A 16611-nucleotide genomic window follows, 5' to 3' on the forward strand; every position below is an offset into this window, starting at 1 on the left:
GCCATGACCCAGCCCACCGCGCCGGCCGCGCCGACCACTTCGCAGGCCACGCCGACTGCGTCACCGGTCGCTCCCACCGGGCGTCCCGATGCGGCCCGACCGGTCGTGCCCGAGCGGTTCGCCCGGCACCTCGAGGCACTCCCCCTGCGCCTGCGGCTCATCGCGATCATGCTGGTCCTGCTGCTCCTCGCGCTCACCCTGACGGCCTCGGCGACGGCCGTCCTCATGCGCCGTGACCTGCTCGGCCGGGTCGACCAGCAGCTCCGCCTGGCTGCCGACCCCGTGGCCGAGCAGGCCTTCAACGACCTGGGCTCGGCGATCAGCGAGGGCATCCCCAACGGCTACGCCTTCATCGTGCTGCCCAACGACGGCCGCGCCCCCATCACCGCCAACCCGGTGGGCGAGTCCCTGCACCCCCAGGTCCCCGCACTGACCGCGTCGAGCCCCCAGGTGCGCTCGGGTCGACCCTTCACGATCGGCTCCGCGGACGGACCGATGCAGTGGCGGGCCGTGGCGGGCCAGATCCGGCGCAGCCAGGCGGTGGTCGTGGTCGCGGTGCCCCTCGGCAGCGTCGACCGCACCGTGCGCAAGCTCGTCCTCGTCGAGCTGCTCATCGGCCTCGCCGTCCTCGTCGCGTGCGCCGTGGGCGGCTGGTACGCCGTGCAACGCGCCTTTCGGCCCCTGCGCCAGATCGAGGACACCGCCGCCGCCATCGCCGACGGGGACCTCACCCGACGCATACCCACCCGCACCGCCAAGGACGAGGTCACCTCACTGTCGCGCTCGCTCAACGTGATGCTGGCGCAGATCGAGCAGTCGTTCAGCCAGCGGGAAGCCTCCGAGGAGCGCATGCGGCAGTTCGTGGCCGACGCCTCCCACGAGCTGCGCACCCCGCTCGCGGCCGTGCGCGGCTACGCCGAGCTCTACCGCCAGGGCGCCGTCCGCGAGCCGGCCGACGTGGCGAGCGCAATGGCCCGCATCGAGGGCGAGGCCGGTCGGATGGGTGGGCTCGTCGAGGACCTGCTCATGCTGGCCCGGCTCGACGACCAGCGGCCCCTGCGGTTCACCGACGTCGACCTCACGGTGCTGGCGGCCGACGCGACCCAGGACGCCCGCGCCATCGCGCCCGACCGCACCATCACCGTCAGCGGGCTCGAGGGCCCACTTGCTCCCACCACCGTGCCGGGCGACGAGGCGAAGCTGCGCCAGCTGCTCGCCAACCTCATGTCCAACGCGCTCAACCACACGCCCACCGGCACCCCCCTCGAGGTCGCGGTGGGCTCGCGCCGTACGGACGGGATGGCGGTCCTCGAGGTGCGCGACCACGGGCCGGGGGTGGAGCCGGACAAGGCCAAGAAGGTCTTCGAGCGGTTCTTCCGCGCCGACCCCTCCCGAGTGCGCGGATCGGGTGGCGGCAACGGCCTCGGCCTCGCCATCGCCGCTGCCATCGTCGCAGGTCACCGGGGGCGTATCGGGGTCGCGCAGACCCCTGGTGGCGGCGCCACGTTCGTCGTGGAGCTGCCCACAGCAAACTCCCAGCCGGCGCCCAGCACCCCTTGACGTCGGCAGGGTTGACTGACGTCACCAAGCCAGACCGAGGAGTGCGACAGCCATGACCCAGACCCACCACGACACCCACACGGGCGCGACCGGCGAGGGCGGCAAGCCACCACAGCAGCCCGCGCCGGACCAGGGCGCGTACCCCGCGACCTCTCCCGGCGGCTTCCCCGGCGCGCAGGAGCACACCGGCCGCGGCGACGACACGGCGCCGGTCTGGTACGGCCAGACGCAGGCCTTCCCCCGCGAGGGCGCCGTCGTCGCCGACCCGCACCACGGCGCGTCGGGCGCCGGCACCACCTACCCCCCGACCGCACAGCCACCGGCTGGGCCGCCCCCTTCCGCGTTCACACGGGATGGTGCAGAGCCTGCCCAGCCGGGCAAGCGGCGCCGCTGGACGGAGCTCACCACCGTCGCGGCGCTCGCCGCCCTCCTCGCGAGCGGCGGCACCTATGCCGCGGCCCAGCTCACCGACGACGCGCAGTCCTCCTCCGCTGCGTCCTCGACGGCGCTGGGCCGCGGCACGAACAGCGCGCCGGTCGTGCAGGCCGACGCCACCAACCCCAACTGGACGGCCACCGCCGCCGCGGTCGCCCCGAGCGTCGTGTCCATCACCGTCGCGTCGAGCTCCGCCGAGGGCCAGGGCTCCGGCGTCATCATCGACGGCAAGGGCCACATCCTCACCAACAACCACGTCGTCAGCGGTGCCGGCCAGGGCGCCAAGCTCACCGTCTCGCTCAACGACGGCCGCACCTACTCGGCCACCGTCGCGGGCACCGACCCGAGCACCGACCTCGCCGTCATCACCCTCAACAACCCGCCGAGCAACCTAACCCCCATCGCCATCGGCAACTCCGACGACATCAAGGTCGGCGACCCGGTCATGGCGATCGGCAACCCGCTCGGGCTTGCGGGCACGGTGACCACGGGCATCGTCAGCGCCCTCAACCGGCCCGTGACCACGGCGGCCGAGGACGACAACAGCCAGCAGCAGAACCCGTTCGGGCAGGGCCAGCCGCAGACGCAGACCGGGGGCACCGGTGACGTCGTGACCAACGCCATCCAGACGTCGGCGGCGATCAACCCCGGCAACTCGGGTGGCGCGCTCGTCAACGCCTCGGGCCAGCTCATCGGCATCAACTCGGCCATCGCCAGCCTCGGCCAGTCCAGTGGCAGCAGCCAGAGCGGCAGCATCGGCATCGGCTTCGCCATCCCGGCCAACGAGGCCAAGTCGATCGCGAGCCAGCTGATCGACAAGGGCACGGCGGAGCACGCGTTCCTCGGGGTCAGCCTCGCCGACGGGACCGCGTCCGACGGCACCAGCCAGCGGGCCGGCGCCCAGATCTCGCAGATCTCCCAGGGCACGCCTGCCGCCCAGGCCGGCCTGCGGAAGGGCGACGTGGTCGTGGCGGTCGACGGCGAGCGCGTCGACTCGGCCCTGGCCCTGGTGGCGAACATCCGTGAGCGCGGAGTCGGCGACAAGGTCTCTCTGACGGTGCTGCGCGACGGCAAGCAGCTCGACCTGACGGCGACCTTGGTGGCCAAGTCCGGCAGCACCCAGTAGAGGGACTGGCCGGACGGTCCCGCGATTGGGGGCAGGCGGGTGAGCCAGCGCTCACCTTCCTGCCCCCAAGTGCGTGGGTGCGGGCCAGGGGTGGGGCGAAACCCGTTCGACCTGACGGCCGTCCGGTGGCAAGGTAGGTCCTTGTGTCTGCCGCCTCCACACCCGCCCCGGAGCTGAAGCGAGAGCAGGACTACCTCACCACCGCGCGGGCCGCCCTGGCCCGCATGCGTGAGCAGACCCTGGCGCTCAAGGTGCAGGCGCACGACCCGATCTCGGCGGAACACCTGGCCCGTACCCTCCACCTGCGGGCGGCGTCCCTGGAGGACGACCCCTCGACGACGCTGTTCTTCGGCCGGATCGACACCGACAGCGACGAACGCTGGTACGTGGGACGGCGGCACGTCGCCGACGACCGTGGCGACCCACTCGTCATCGACTGGCGCGCCGGGATGTCGACCGCGTTCTACCGCGCCTCCCGGACCCAGCCGATGGGCATCGTGCTGCGCCGCCGGTTCGGGCTCGACCGCGGCGCCATCACGGCGTACGAGGACGAGCACCTCCAGGACCGCGCCGAGCACGACGTGCGCAGCCAGATCCTCGCCGAGGAGATCGAGCGGCCGCGAGTCGGGCCGATGCGCGACATCGTCGCCACCATCCAGCCGGAGCAGGACGAGATCGTGCGCGCCGGTGCCGAGCAGACGATCTGCGTCCAGGGCGCCCCGGGCACGGGCAAGACCGCGGTCGGCCTGCACCGTGCCGCATGGCTGCTCTACGCGTTCCGCGACAAGCTCGCCCGCTCGGGCGTCCTGGTCATCGGTCCCAACCGCGCCTTCCTCGAGCACATCGGGGCCGTGCTCCCTGCGCTCGGCGAGGTGGCCGTGGGGCACACGACCATCGAGGAGCTCGTCGCCTCCGTCCCCGTCCGTGGCACCGACGCCACGGCGACGGCGGTGCTCAAGGGCGACGCCCGCCTCGCCGAGGTGCTGCGGACGGCCGTGTGGTCCCAGGTGGGGACCGCGACCGAGGCGCTCGTCGTACCGCGCGGCGTGCGCAAGTGGCGCGTCCCCGCCTACGAGGTCAACGAGATCCTCGACGAGCTGCGCACGCGTGGGGTGCGCTACGACGCAGCCCGGCAGATGCTGCCCCAGAGGCTCGCCCACGCGGTGCTGCTGCAGATGGAGCGCGCGGGCGACTCCCCCGACGACCGGGTGCAGGACACCGTCGCGCGCAGCGCCGTCGTCAAGAAGTACGCCGCGTCGCTGTGGCCCGCGCTCGACGCCAAGGCGGTGCTCTTCTCCCTGCTCTCCGACGGCGAGGAGCTGGCACGCCATGCGCAGGACCACCTGGACGCCGACGAGCAGGCGCTCCTCGTGTGGGAGAAGCCACCGCGCAGCAAGGGAGCCGCGCGCTGGTCGCGCGCCGACGCGGTGCTGCTCGACGAGCTGGCCGACCACATCGCCCGCACCCCGTCGCTCGGCCACGTCGTCCTCGACGAGGCGCAGGACCTCTCGCCCATGCAGCTGCGTGCCGTCGGCCGCCGCTGCTCCACCGGCGCAGCGACCGTGCTCGGCGACATCGCCCAGGGCACCACCCCGTGGGCGACGGACTCCTGGGAGTCTTCGCTGGTCCACCTCGGCAAGCCGGGAAGTCACGTCGAGGTGCTCGACCGTGGCTTCCGCGTGCCTGCCAGCGTGATCGAGTACGCCGCGCAGCTGCTCCCGCACATGGCTGCAGGGCTCGGCGCACCGGTCTCCGTCCGTGACAACCCCGGCCGGCTCGACATCGTCCCGGTGGCCGAAGGGAAGGCGTTGGCGCAGACGGCGTCGGTGGTGGCGACCGAGTCCACCGAGCCCGGGTCGATCGGCGTCATCGTGCCCGACGAGTGGGTCTCGAAGGTGTCGAAGGCGCTGCAGGACAAGGGGATCGACCACGGCGTGCTCGGCCAGGACCATGGCGACATCGACCACCAGGTCGACGTCGTGCCCGCCACCGTCGCCAAGGGCCTGGAGTTCGACAGGGTCGTGGTCGTGGAGCCGACCGCCATCGCCGCGGCGGAGCCCGACGAGCGCACCGGTCTGCGACGCCTCTACGTCGTCCTCACCCGAGCGGTGTCGGCGCTGACCGTCGTCCACGCCCAGCCGCTTCCCCCGGCTCTCGCCACCGAGGCCTGACACACTCGTCCCCGTGCCCGCGCTCATCACCTGGTGGAAGCTCGACCTCGCCGAGCTCGCGCCCGACGCCCACCACGACGCCGTGCTCGCCATCGGCTCCGACCTGCTGCAGCGGTGGACCGAGCCGCACCGCCGCTACCACTCCACCCGCCACCTCGTGGAGGTCTTCTGGGCACTCGAGGACCTCGAGGAGGGTGGCGAGGTGACGGCCCGAGAGGGCGCGCTGGGACGGTTGGCCGGGTGGTTCCACGACGCCGTCTACGACCCGTCCGCCGCAGCCGGGAGCAACGAGCAGGAGAGCGCCGACCTCGCCGTCCGTGACCTGAGGGCGCTGGGGCTCGGCACCCACGACGTGGCCACGGTGCGCGACCTCGTCCTTGCCAGCACCACCCACGCCCTGCCGACGAAGGGCCTGGCCGCGGCCTTCCACGACGCCGACCTGTGGATCCTGTCCGCCGACGCCGCTCGCTACGCCGACTACACCGCCCAGGTGCGCGAGGAGTATGCCGCCGTACCCGATGCCGCGTTCCGCTCGGGCCGGGCGGCGGTCCTGCGGCCGTTCCTCGACCGTGAGGCGGTCTACGCGACGGCGACGGGTCGCGACCGCTGGGAGGACGCGGCACGTGCCAACCTCGCCCACGAGCTCGACGCCCTGACCGGGCGCTGACCGGGCTCGGACCCGGATCTGACCAGGACCTGCCAGGGGTCAGTCCGCCAGGCCCACCTCGACCAGGGGCCACCAGAACTGCCGCCCCGACCGGGCCAGGAACTCGCCCGGATCAACCCACTGGGGGTCGACGGCGTCGTCCTCCCGTGCGACGAGCGCCTCCCCCACCGCCGGCCACGCGGCGGCATACAGCTGCATGAAGCCGCCCTGCCTCGGCCACCGCCCCGTGCTGGTGACCGGCTCGAACTGCTCGTGGCCGATGGGCACCAGCATCTCGGGGTCGAGGTCGAGCCCGACCTCCTCCGCGACCTCGCGGACCACGCACTCGACGACCGACTCACCGGGCTCGCGCCAGCCGCCTGGCGGTCCCCACTCGCCGCGACGGGGGCTCCAGGTGACGGCGCACCAGCCGCGGGCGTCGCGCAGCACGACCATCGCCGCGAAGACGTCCGCCGGGGGCGCGAGCTCGGCTGTCGGCGTCAGCACCACGTGGGCGACGGAGCCGTCGGCGAACTCGACCGCCTCCAGCCGCAGGGGGAGAGCGGTCACCGCGGCGACTCGTCGAGGTGCGTGACCAGCGGCCACCAGTGGCGTTCGCCGAGCTCTGCCGCCGCCTCGTCGCGACGGACCCACAGACCGACCCCGGTGCGCAGCTCCTCCGTCACCCCGAGCGCGTCGTGCCAGACGGCGAAGCAGGCCTTCGGCACCGGCCACGGGTAGTCGGCGTCCGGCTCCGGCACGGTGTTGCGGACGTAGCCGAGCAGCTCCGGCGCCAGCCTGTGGCCGGGCCCCGCCACCACCTCGAGGAGCCGTGCGAGCGCGTCCGCGGGCGCGAGCCGGCCGACCGGCGCCGACGGGAGGTCGAGGCCGCCCGTGAGGCGTTCCAGGACGAGCAGGTCAGGGCCGCGCAGCAGGGCCAGCCGCACGACCACGGTGCTCGCCGGGGGCTCGGGCTGTCGGGAGGCGATGACGTCGGCCCGTGACCCCGGGGGCAGCCAGGCCGCACTGGGGACCGCGCGGACGACTCGCTCGTGCTTGCGCTTCTGCACCCGCAGGCCGCTGCGCTGCAGGATCCGGACGATCTCCTTGCCGCCGACCTCGACCGCCCCCGCGGCGACGAGTGCGTCGTAGCGTTCCTGGGGCACGTCGTAGTGGTCGCCCTCGAACCCGCGATGTGGGATGCCTTGCGCCGCAGCGAAGTCGTGCAGCTCGGCGTACGAGGTGTCGCTGACCAGGTGGGACCAGAGCCGCCCGTGGGCGGGCCACGCGGGCGGGTCGATCCAGATGGTCACGGACCGACGCTACCCCGAGCCGGGCGGCCCTGTGGAAAACCCGGCGGCCTGTCGGTCGGTCCGGCCTAGCCTCCCGGCAGGAGGTGTCGCACCGGCACCGAGACCCTTTTCAGGAGGAGCCATGGCGGCACAGTTCCAGGTGGACACCGAGCAGATCCAGGCGGCGTCCGGTGACATCGCCCGCATCTCGGGCGAGATCGACGCGCAGGTGACGGCGATGATGGGCCGGCTCAACGGGCTCCAGGGTGCGTGGACCGGCACCGCGTCGTCCCGGTTCCAGGCGCTGGTCGCCGAGTGGCAAGGCACGCAGCGCCAGGTCCGCGCCTCGCTCGACTCCATCGGCGGCGTCCTCGCCGCGGCGGGGGCGCAGTACGCCGAGACCGAGGCGCAGACCCTGCGGATGTTCAGCTGACACCGGGCCGGGGCGGAGAGACGACCGCCCCGCCCGGTGTCCGCTACTCGGTGGTGATGGCTCGCAGCACGTCGAGACGAGCGGCCCGGCGCCCCGGCCACAACGCGGCCAGCACCCCGACCAGCCCGGCCAGCACGACGAACACCGCGAGCTGGACCCCGGGGATGGAGAGCACGTCGATGCCGTCGTCCGCGAGACTGCGCTGCAGGGCCCACCCGGCAGCCAGGCCGAGCACGACACCCAGGACCGCCCCCAGCAGCGCGATGGCGACGGACTCGAGCCGCAGCATGGTGCGCAGCTGGCGTCGGCTCAGGCCGACCGCCCGCAGCAGCCCGATCTCGCGGGTGCGCTCGATCACCGACAGGGCGAGGGTGTTGACGATGCCGAGCACCGCGATGATGACGGCGAGGCCGAGCAGCGCGTAGATGATGTAGAGCAGCTGGTCGATCGGCTTGCGCTGCTCGGCCGCGAACTCGTCCTGGTTCTTGAGCGTCACCGTCGGCACGTCGGCGATGACCTTGTCGATGCCGGCCTCCACGGCGGCCGCCTTGGCCCCGCGGTCGCGCACGACGAACACGGCGCTGTCCTGCACCGGCACCCCGGCCTTCTCCGCGGTCGCCAGCGACACGAGGATCGAGTTGGGCAGCGCTGCCGAGCTGACGAAGACCCCGGCCACCTTCGCCGAGCCCTGAGTGCCCGACACGTCGGTGCGCACCGTCGAGCCCACCGCCAGGTGCTGCTTCTTCGCCCGGTCCTCCGACACCAGGACGGTGCCGTCCTTCAGCCCGGCGAGGGACCCGCTGCGGAACTCGACCGGGACGGCCTTCCCGAACGTCGCCGGGTCGACCGCCGCCGCGAAACCGCGGTCCTGGTTGACCGACACCGGCAGATAGCGGACGGCGGCCACGGTCGCGACGCCGGGCACCTTGGCCACGTCGGCGGTCACGGCGGTCGAGAACGGCAACCCGACCGCGTTGGACAGCACGTAGTCCGCGGCGAAGTTGGCGTTGATCGACTTGTCGACGCTGGCCTTCGCCGAGGCGCCGAAGACCGACATCATCGACACCAGCGTGAGGCCGATCATCAGCGCCGAGGCGGTTGCTGCGGTGCGCCGGGGGTTGCGGGTGGCGTTCTGCTCGGCCATGACCCCGACTGCGCCGAAGCTGCGGCGGTAGCCCCACCCGAGGAGGGCGATGACGGGGCGACCGACCACGGGGCTGGTGAGGATGGCGGCCAGGACGACGCCAAGGACACCACCGCCGACCCAGTAGGCCGAGTTGGAGATCGACGTGAACGCACCGAGGTAGCCGGCGACGAGCCCTCCCATGAAGAGCACGGCCCCCACCCACACCCGGCGGTGCAGGGCCGACTCGGGCAGCGCCACGTCGTCGCGCATCGCGGCGACCGGCGGCATCTTGCCTGCCCGGCGCGCGGGCAGGTAGGCGGCGACCATCGTCACGACCAGGCCCACGGCATACGCGATCACCGCGGTGCTCGGGCGGAAGACGAGCGGCGAGCCGCTGAGGTCGAGCCCGAACTGGGCGAACAGCTTCTGGATGCCGATGGCGAGGGCGAACCCGAGGCCGAGGCCCACCGTCGACCCGACGAGCCCGACGACGAACGCCTCGAACAGCACCGACCGCGTCACCTGGTGCCGGCCGGCGCCGAGGGCACGCAGCATGGCGAGCTCGCGGCTGCGCTGGGCGACGAGGATCGAGAACGTGTTGATGATGAGGAACGAGCCGACGAACAGGGCGATGCCGGCGAAGACGAGAAGGAAGACGTTGATGAAGTTGAGCGCCTTGTTGATGCCGGTGGCCGACTCCTTGGCGACGGACGCGCCGGTCACGGCCTCGTAGCCGCTGGGGAGCTTGGCCTGCACCGCCTTGGCGAGGTCCTCCGCGCTGGTCCCGTCGGCGGCGGTCACCCAGGCGTCGCTGTACTCGTCCTTGCCGCCGAGGAAGAGCTGCTGGGCCGTCCTGGTGTCGAAGAAGGACAGGGTCGCCCCGACGGTGCCGCCCTTGAACTCGGCGATACCGACGAGCCGTGCCGTGACGACCGGCTGGGCGCCGCTGGTCACGAGCTTGACCGTGTCGCCGACGGCGTACCCGGCCCGCTTGGCGGTGCTGGAGTCGAGCACCACCTCGCCGCTGGTGGTGGGCCAGCGCCCCCTGGACAGGGAGGCGGGCGGCTCGCCGGCCGAGGNGCACGCGCCACACCGGGCAGCGCGGCCAGGCTGCGGACCAGGGAGCCGGGCACCGTCTTGGAGGTCGGGCCGGAGTCGAAGTCCGAGCTCGCCGACTCCGGGCGGACCACGACGTCACCGACGGTGTTGACGATGCCGTCGAAGGCGCGCCCGAGGGTGTCGGTGAAGATGAAGGACCCGGAGACGAACGAGACGCCGAGGATGATCGCGAACGCGCTCATGAACAGCCGCAGCTTGCGGCCGAGAAGACTCTTCCAGCTGGCCTTGAGCACGGTCAGGCCCCTGCGGCGGGGTGGTCCTGGGCGGGCTGGCCCGAAAGCCGGGTGTCCAGCCGCTTCATGCGCTCGAGGATCTTCTCGGCCGTGGGCTCGCGCATCTCGTCGACGACCTTGCCGTCGGCCAGGAACACCACGCGGTCGGTGTGGGCGGCCGCGACCGGGTCGTGGGTGACCATGACGATGGTCTGCCCGAACTCGTCGACGCTGTGTCGCAGGAAGTTGAGCACCTCCGTGCCGGAGGTCGAGTCGAGGTTGCCGGTGGGCTCGTCGGCGAACACGATCTCGGGCTTGCTCACCAGGGCGCGGGCGCAGGCGACGCGCTGCTGCTGGCCGCCGGAGAGCTCGCTGGGCCGGTGGTCGAGGCGGTCGCGCAGGCCGACGGTGTCGATGACGGTGTCGAACCACGCCTGGTCCGGCTTGCGACCCGCGATGGCCAGGGGCAGCAGGATGTTCTCCTGCGCGTCGAGCGTCGGGATGAGGTTGAACGACTGGAAGACGAAGCCGATCCGGTCACGCCGCAGCGTCGTCAGGTCCTTGTCCTTGAGGCCGGTGATGTCGACGTCGCCGACGAACACCTCACCCGACGTCGCGGCGTCGAGGCCGGCGGCGCAGTGCATGAGCGTGGACTTGCCCGAGCCGGACGGCCCCATGATCGCGGTGAACTCACCGGCCGCGAGGTCGACGCTGACCCCGTCGAGGGCACGGACCTGCGCCTCGCCCTTCCCGTAGACCTTGGTGAGGTCGCGCACCCGCGCCGCCGGGGCGGCCTTGCGGGTGGGCTCCGTGGTGGATACGGGGGTGCTGGCGGTCATGGGTCCTCCCGGGGACAGGGCGTCGGTCGTCACGGAGGACAACGCTAGGGCGGCCCCGATTGCTCCACCCTCAGGTGAGACCCCCACCGGCCCCTGAGTCGACCCTGAGGTTGCAGGGATGGCCCCCCGTCAGGAGATGACGACGCGAGCCACCTCTCGCAGGTCCGGTTCGTCGTACTTGTCGCCCTTGACCTCGCCGAGGTCCCAGCGCATGACCAGGCCGCGTCCGCGGACCTGCAGGGTCGCGAGGTTGTTGTCGAACCACGGGCCCTCGGTCATCGGCCACTGGTACGGCGCGTTGGGCACCTTGGAGGTGCGCGCCACCAGGAGCTGCAAGGGCCTGGCCAGGCCCTTGCCGAGCATCGCCTGCGCGATGCGCGCCTGCCGTGGCAGCGGGTTGCGGATGGGTGAGCACACAGCCTGGATGATCCGGCTCGAGCCCGGTCCCAGCTCCTTGGGGTCGATCTCGGTGACGTAGGAGTTGTGGACGTCACCGGAGAGGAACGTGATGGTGCCCGGCGCCGTACCCCGCTCGCCGTGCGCGACCTCGACGACCATGTCGAGCACCTGTTTGAATCCCTCCTGGAACGCAGCCCAGTGCTCGAGGTCCAGGGCTCGGCGCATCTTCTCGCCCCACCTGGCGACCCGGGGGCCCCAGGCACCGTTGGACATGGCCTCGTTGATGGCCTCGAGGTCGTGGATGCCCTGAGCCATGAGGAACGGCAGGGACGTGGCGATGAACAGGTGGTCGACGTCGCCGCGCAGCTGGCCGTCGACCCACGCCATCTCGTCGTCGTCGAGGATCGATCGACGGTCGGGCGTGAGGAGCCGCGCGGCCCGGGAGTCGACGACGACGAGCTTGGACTCGCCCAGGTCGCGGGCGTAGCTCCAGCGGTACGTCTCGGGCTGGGCGTCGACCCGCGCGGCGAGGGCGTCCAGGACCTCGGTGAGGTCGAGCTCGCCGGCGGCACCGGAGCCCGCGTGCTCGGCGATGAGCTGCCACACCTCGTCCTGCGCCAGGTCCTCGGGGCTGAGGTTTCCCGCGTGCTGGTAGACCCAGTAGGACGCCAGGCCGCCGACGATGCGCTCGTGCCACCACGGCTTGGCGTTCATCTCGCGGTGCCAGTCCTGCGAGGTGTTCCAGTCGTCTCGGATGTCGTGGTCGTCGAAGATCATGGCGCTCGGCAGCGTCGACAGCAGCCAGCGGTTGAGCGGGTCGGTCCACGCGAGCCGGTAGAGGTGGGCGTACTCCTCGTAGTCCTTCAGCTCCTCGCCCGGCGGCTCGTCGAGGCTGCGCCGGGAGGCGATGAACTCGCGCATCTCCTCCGAGGTCTCGTCGGCGTAGACCTGGTCACCGAGGAAGACCACGAGGTGCGGCCACTCGGCGGGGTCGGTGCGGGTGAGGTGGAACGCGTAGGCACGCAGCGCGTCGACGCCGTTGCTCTTGTTGCCCTCGGCGTCGTGCGGGACCGAGGTGCGGCACGAGCCGAACGCCATACGGGTGGGCTCGCTGTGCCGGTGCGTCGTGACGCGGCTCGGCGGCAGCGAGGCGGTCAGCGCGTCGACCCCCGGGCCCTTCGGCGGCCATGCGGTGTCCCCGTCGACGTCGACCTCGTACTCGCTCGTGGCTCCCGGCTCGAGCCCGTCGAGGACCACGAGCGCGTAGTGGTGGCCGTGCGCGCTGAAGGTGGACGCCTCCCACGACCGGCCGAAGGCCCGCACCGTGACCGTGGCGTGCTGCCGGGTCTGCACCCACACCGTGGCGCTGGTCTCACCCACGTAGCGCAGGAGCGGACCGAGCGTGAGCGGGCTGTCTTCGAGTGGAGGCACGGCACTGTTTCTACACGTCGCACCCGTGCGGTGGGTGCCAAACCCCCTCCCCGGGGCACCCGTCCGGCGTGCGGTATGGCGCCGGGTACGCCGAAGGGCGGCTCCCCTGCTGGGGAACCGCCCTCCGACGTTCGTGCTGGTGACGCGTGGTGCAGCTGGGCTCAGAAGCCCATGCCGCCCATCTCGTCGCCACCGGGCGCAGCGGGGGCAGCCTTCTCGGGCTTGTCCGCGATGACGGCCTCGGTGGTGAGGAACAGCGCGGCGATCGACGCGGCGTTCTGCAGCGCGGAGCGCGTGACCTTCGCCGGGTCGATGATGCCCGCGGCGATGAGGTCGACGTACTCGCCGGTCGCGGCGTTGAGGCCGTGGCCGGAGGGAAGGTTGGAGACCTTCTCCGAGACGACGCCGCCCTCGAGGCCGGCGTTGATCGCGATCTGCTTGAGCGGGGCAGAGGCGGCGACGCGGACGATGTTCGCGCCGGTGGCCTCGTCACCCTCGAGCTCGAGCTTCTCGAACGCGGCCTTGGTCGCCTGGAGCAGGGCCACGCCACCACCGGCGACGATCCCCTCCTCGACGGCAGCCTTGGCGTTGCGCACGGCGTCCTCGATGCGGTGCTTGCGCTCCTTGAGCTCGACCTCGGTCGCGGCACCGGCCTTGATGACTGCGACACCGCCGGCCAGCTTGGCCAGGCGCTCCTGCAGCTTCTCGCGGTCGTAGTCGCTGTCCGACTTGTCGATCTCGGCGCGGATCTGGTTGACGCGACCCTGGATCTGGTCGTTGTCGCCAGCACCCTCGACGATCGTGGTCTCGTCCTTGGTCACGACGACCTTGCGCGCACGGCCGAGCAGGTCGAGCTCTGCGGTGTCGAGCTTGAGGCCGACCTCCTCGGAGATGACCTGGCCACCGGTGAGGATGGCGATGTCGGCGAGCATGGCCTTGCGACGGTCACCGAAGCCCGGGGCCTTGACGGCGACGGACTTGAAGGTGCCGCGGATCTTGTTGACCACCAGGGTCGACAAGGCCTCGCCCTCGACGTCCTCGGCGATGATGAGCAGCGGCTTGCCGGACTGCATGACCTTCTCGAGGAGGGGCAGCAGGTCCTTGATGCCGGAGATCTTGGAGTTCACGACGAGGACGTAGGGGTCCTCGAGCACGGCCTCCATGCGCTCGGTGTCGGTGACGAAGTAGTGGCTGATGTAGCCCTTGTCGAAGCGCATGCCCTCGGTGAGCTCGAGCTCGAGCCCGAAGGTGTTGCTCTCCTCGACGGTGATGACGCCTTCCTTGCCGACCTTGTCCATGGCCTCGGCGATCATCTCGCCGATCTGGGGGTCAGCGGCAGAGATCGAGGCGGTGGAGGCGATCTGCTCCTTGGTCTCGACGTCCTTGGCCATCTCGAGCAGCTGGGCGGAGACGGCCTCGGTGGCCTTCTCGATGCCGCGCTTGAGGGCCATCGGGTTGGCGCCGGCCGCGACGTTGCGCAGGCCCTCCTTGACGAGGGCCTGGGCCAGCACGGTGGCGGTGGTGGTGCCGTCGCCCGCGACGTCGTCGGTCTTCTTGGCGACCTCCTTGACGAGCTCGGCGCCGATCTTCTCGTACGGGTCGTCGAGCTCGATCTCCTTGGCGATGGACACGCCATCGTTGGTGATCGTGGGGGCGCCCCACTTCTTCTCGAGGACGACGTTGCGGCCCTTCGGGCCGAGGGTGACGCGGACGGCGTCGGCGAGGATGTTCATGCCCCGCTCGAGACCGCGGCGAGCCTCTTCATCGAATGCGATGATCTTGGCCATTCGGGTGGTTCCTCCCACGCGAATCGTGTGTGGCGGCCTCGCCGCGCCCGCGACGGACGGCCCGGTTCCCGCGGCTCACGTCGCGCACGTTCCCCGGACCTCACTTTGAGGCCATGATTGTCACTCTCATGGCGAGAGTGCTAACGCCATTATTGGCACTCCCCCGGGGAGAGTGCAAACGCCTCCCGGCCCGCGATCGTGGTGCGCGTCCCCCTGCCCCTCCCCCTTGCGCCTCGCCCTTCACCCCTCCCCCTTGCGCCGAAGTCTGGGACTTCGGGTCATACGAGCCGGACCTGCGCCGAAGTCTGGGACTTCGGGCCATACGAGCCTGCGTTGACCCCAAGTCCCAGACCTCGGGGCACGGCGCACCACCGCGTGGGCGGCTACCGGGCCCGGTACGCGGCCGGACCTGTGGACAACTCGAGGGCCGTGGGTACGGAGCACGGCAGCCTGAGTACCGTGCCTCTCCCGCTCCCATCGCTGCCCGCCTCCCTGCAGGGACGCGCGTTCACGCTGGTGGAGGCCCGGGCGGCGATGGTCAGCCAGGCGCGGCTCGAGGCGGCGGACCTGGTGCGGCCCACCTGGGGCGTCCGCGCCCACGACCACGCCCGCACCGTCGACGAGCTCGCCCACACCGTCGGCCTCGCCCTCGAGGGCACCTACGCGTTCTCGCACCTGACGGCTGCCCGGCTCTGGCGGCTGCCACTGTCCACCGCGTGGAGCCGCGAGGAACCACTCCACGTCATGCGCGGCGCCACGCCGCTGCGCCGTGCTGGCGTCGTCGGGCACCGCGGCCTCGCCGGGCGCCGTCACGAGACCCTCCGCGGCCTGCCGGTGACCTCACCCGTCGACACCTGGGTCGACCTCGCGAGGGTGCGGGGCCTCACCGCCGAGGACCTGGTCATCGCCGGCGATGCCTTCGCCACCCGCACACCGGACCTCCTGGAACCCCTGGTGCACGCGGCGGCCGAGGCAGCCGGTCGTGGGCGGCGTCTGCTCAGGGAGGCCGGGCCACTGCTGCGTCGCGGGAGTGGCTCGCCCATGGAGACCCGGGCCCGGCTGGCGTTCGGTCGGGCCGGCCTCCCGGAGCCGGAGCTCAACGCCGACGTGTTCGCCGAGGACGGTCACTTCTTGGCCAGGGTCGACTTCCTGTGGCGGGAGACGCGGGTCATCGTCGAGTACGAGGGCGACCAGCACCGGACCGACCGCCGCCAGTGGCAGAGCGACATACAGCGCACCCGGTTGCTCGAGTCACTCGGCTGGCGGGTCGTGAGGATGACTGCCGCGGACCTGTACGGCGCCGGGTTGGCCCGGTTCGTCGCCGAGCTCGCGGCCCTGGTCGCCTGATCGAAGTCCCAGACTTCGGCGCAAAGGGGGCCGCCTAGGCCCGAAGTCCCAGACTTCGGGGTATGGCGCGGCCACGCGACCGGGTGGGAGCCTGAGCCATGCCCGGTACGGCGCACGGTCCGGTCGCGGCCTCCAGCTTCCTGGTGGAGGTCGGCGGACTCGCCAGCGCCTTCTTCTCCCGGGTCGAGCTGCCGGAGGCGGCGGTGACCGAGGTGACCCACCGTTCGGGTGCGGGCCTCACCCCCGCGTCACACCTGGAGCCGGGCACCTCGCACTACTCCCACCTCGTGCTCAGCCGCAGCCTCACGGCCGACCTCGAGCTGTGGAACTGGTGGAAGCAGGCCCGCGACGGCGACGTCGGCATGCACCGCGAGGTCGTCGTGCGGCTGCTCGACGGTGCCGGCGAACCGGTCATGGCATGGCGGTTCCGGGGTGCGTTCCCGGCCGTCCACCGCCTGAGCCCGCTCGACACCACGACCCGCGCGCCGGTCATGGAGACCGTGGAGCTGGCGTTCGACACGATGGACGCAGAGAGCTGACCGCACGCGGCCCGAGCCGCCATACCCGAACCGGACCTGCCACCCCCAACCTCACCGCCAGCGCGGCTCAGCACAGGGTGCTGCCCAGGACACACGGTGCTGCCTACCTCGTCGGCAGCAACCCCTGCTAGCAGAGGTTGCTGCCGACG

13 protein-coding genes are annotated in these 16611 nt (G+C 71.9%); 7 read left to right on the plus strand and 6 right to left on the minus strand.

Features of this window, described 5'->3' with window-relative positions; translation table 11 throughout:
- Positions 1-3: 3 nt before the first annotated feature.
- From ASG70_RS00945 to ASG70_RS00960, 4 genes are all read left to right on the plus strand, one after another.
- Positions 4-1560, plus strand: coding sequence for a cell wall metabolism sensor histidine kinase WalK (locus ASG70_RS00945; protein WP_082589881.1), 1557 nt, complete (start codon positions 4-6; stop codon positions 1558-1560).
- A 52-nt stretch (positions 1561-1612) separates the two neighbouring features.
- Positions 1613-3121 carry a trypsin-like peptidase domain-containing protein gene (locus ASG70_RS00950; protein ID WP_082589883.1) on the plus strand — a complete coding sequence of 503 codons (1509 nt, stop codon included), beginning with the start codon at positions 1613-1615 and terminating at the stop codon, positions 3119-3121.
- 143 nt (positions 3122-3264) lie between these two features.
- A complete protein-coding gene (locus ASG70_RS00955) occupies positions 3265-5292 on the plus strand; it encodes an AAA family ATPase (protein ID WP_056881982.1) in 2028 nt (675 codons plus the stop codon).
- A gap of 13 nt (positions 5293-5305) precedes the next feature.
- Positions 5306-5959: a hypothetical protein gene (locus ASG70_RS00960; protein WP_056881983.1), complete on the plus strand. Its 654-nt coding sequence runs from the start codon at positions 5306-5308 to the stop codon at positions 5957-5959.
- A 39-nt stretch (positions 5960-5998) separates the two neighbouring features.
- On the opposite strand, the gene ASG70_RS00965 is transcribed toward ASG70_RS00960, so the two are convergent.
- Both ASG70_RS00965 and ASG70_RS18720 read right to left on the minus strand, forming a co-directional pair.
- Positions 5999-6508 (minus strand): NUDIX hydrolase, encoded by a 510-nt coding sequence (locus tag ASG70_RS00965; protein WP_056881984.1) that lies wholly within the window; start codon positions 6506-6508, stop codon positions 5999-6001.
- Positions 6505-7251 (minus strand): DUF4031 domain-containing protein, encoded by a 747-nt coding sequence (locus ASG70_RS18720; RefSeq protein ID WP_082589885.1) that lies wholly within the window; start codon positions 7249-7251, stop codon positions 6505-6507. Before ASG70_RS18720 ends, ASG70_RS00965 begins: the two co-directional genes overlap by 4 nt.
- Before the next feature lie 121 nt (positions 7252-7372).
- Here ASG70_RS18720 and ASG70_RS00975 point away from each other — a divergent pair, with 121 nt between their 5' ends.
- Positions 7373-7663 carry a WXG100 family type VII secretion target gene (locus ASG70_RS00975; RefSeq protein WP_056881985.1) on the plus strand — a complete coding sequence of 97 codons (291 nt, stop codon included), beginning with the start codon at positions 7373-7375 and terminating at the stop codon, positions 7661-7663.
- Between the two features lie 43 nt (positions 7664-7706).
- Here the strand turns inward: ASG70_RS00975 and ASG70_RS00980 are convergent, their stop codons facing one another.
- From ASG70_RS00980 to groL, 4 genes are all read right to left on the minus strand, one after another.
- Positions 7707-9806: an ABC transporter permease gene (locus tag ASG70_RS00980; RefSeq protein WP_369818857.1), complete on the minus strand. Its 2100-nt coding sequence runs from the start codon at positions 9804-9806 to the stop codon at positions 7707-7709.
- Between the two features lie 337 nt (positions 9807-10143).
- Positions 10144-10959, minus strand: coding sequence for an ABC transporter ATP-binding protein (locus ASG70_RS00985; RefSeq protein ID WP_056881986.1), 816 nt, complete (start codon positions 10957-10959; stop codon positions 10144-10146).
- 129 nt (positions 10960-11088) lie between these two features.
- Positions 11089-12789, minus strand: a complete 1701-nt coding sequence (locus tag ASG70_RS00990; RefSeq protein WP_056881987.1) for an alkaline phosphatase D family protein — start codon at positions 12787-12789, stop codon at positions 11089-11091.
- Positions 12790-12950: 161 nt separating this feature from the next.
- Entirely contained in the window at positions 12951-14576 is a 1626-nt protein-coding gene (gene groL / locus ASG70_RS00995; protein ID WP_056881988.1) for a chaperonin GroEL, read from the minus strand.
- 459 nt (positions 14577-15035) lie between these two features.
- Between groL and ASG70_RS01000 the strand changes: the two genes are divergently transcribed.
- Both ASG70_RS01000 and ASG70_RS01005 read left to right on the plus strand, forming a co-directional pair.
- Entirely contained in the window at positions 15036-15923 is an 888-nt protein-coding gene (locus ASG70_RS01000; protein WP_156399753.1) for an endonuclease domain-containing protein, read from the plus strand.
- A gap of 98 nt (positions 15924-16021) precedes the next feature.
- Positions 16022-16462: a phage tail protein gene (locus ASG70_RS01005; protein WP_056881990.1), complete on the plus strand. Its 441-nt coding sequence runs from the start codon at positions 16022-16024 to the stop codon at positions 16460-16462.
- The last annotated feature ends 149 nt before the right edge of the window (positions 16463-16611 follow it).

The sequence above is a fragment of the Phycicoccus sp. Soil748 genome, from assembly GCF_001428025.1.
Taxonomy (GTDB): domain Bacteria; phylum Actinomycetota; class Actinomycetes; order Actinomycetales; family Dermatophilaceae; genus Pedococcus.

What these genes read in the sequence shown, in the direction of transcription:
- ASG70_RS00945 (WP_082589881.1), top strand. Translation starts at nt 4, where the DNA reads ATGACCCAGCCCACCGCGCCGGCCGCGCCGACCACTTCGCAGGCCACG.
- ASG70_RS00950 (WP_082589883.1), top strand. Translation starts at nt 1,613, where the DNA reads ATGACCCAGACCCACCACGACACCCACACGGGCGCGACCGGCGAGGGC.
- ASG70_RS00975 (WP_056881985.1), top strand. Translation starts at nt 7,373, where the DNA reads ATGGCGGCACAGTTCCAGGTGGACACCGAGCAGATCCAGGCGGCGTCC.
- ASG70_RS00985 (WP_056881986.1), bottom strand. Translation starts at nt 10,959, where the DNA reads ATGACCGCCAGCACCCCCGTATCCACCACGGAGCCCACCCGCAAGGCC.
- groL (WP_056881988.1), bottom strand. Translation starts at nt 14,576, where the DNA reads ATGGCCAAGATCATCGCATTCGATGAAGAGGCTCGCCGCGGTCTCGAG.
- ASG70_RS01005 (WP_056881990.1), top strand. Translation starts at nt 16,022, where the DNA reads ATGCCCGGTACGGCGCACGGTCCGGTCGCGGCCTCCAGCTTCCTGGTG.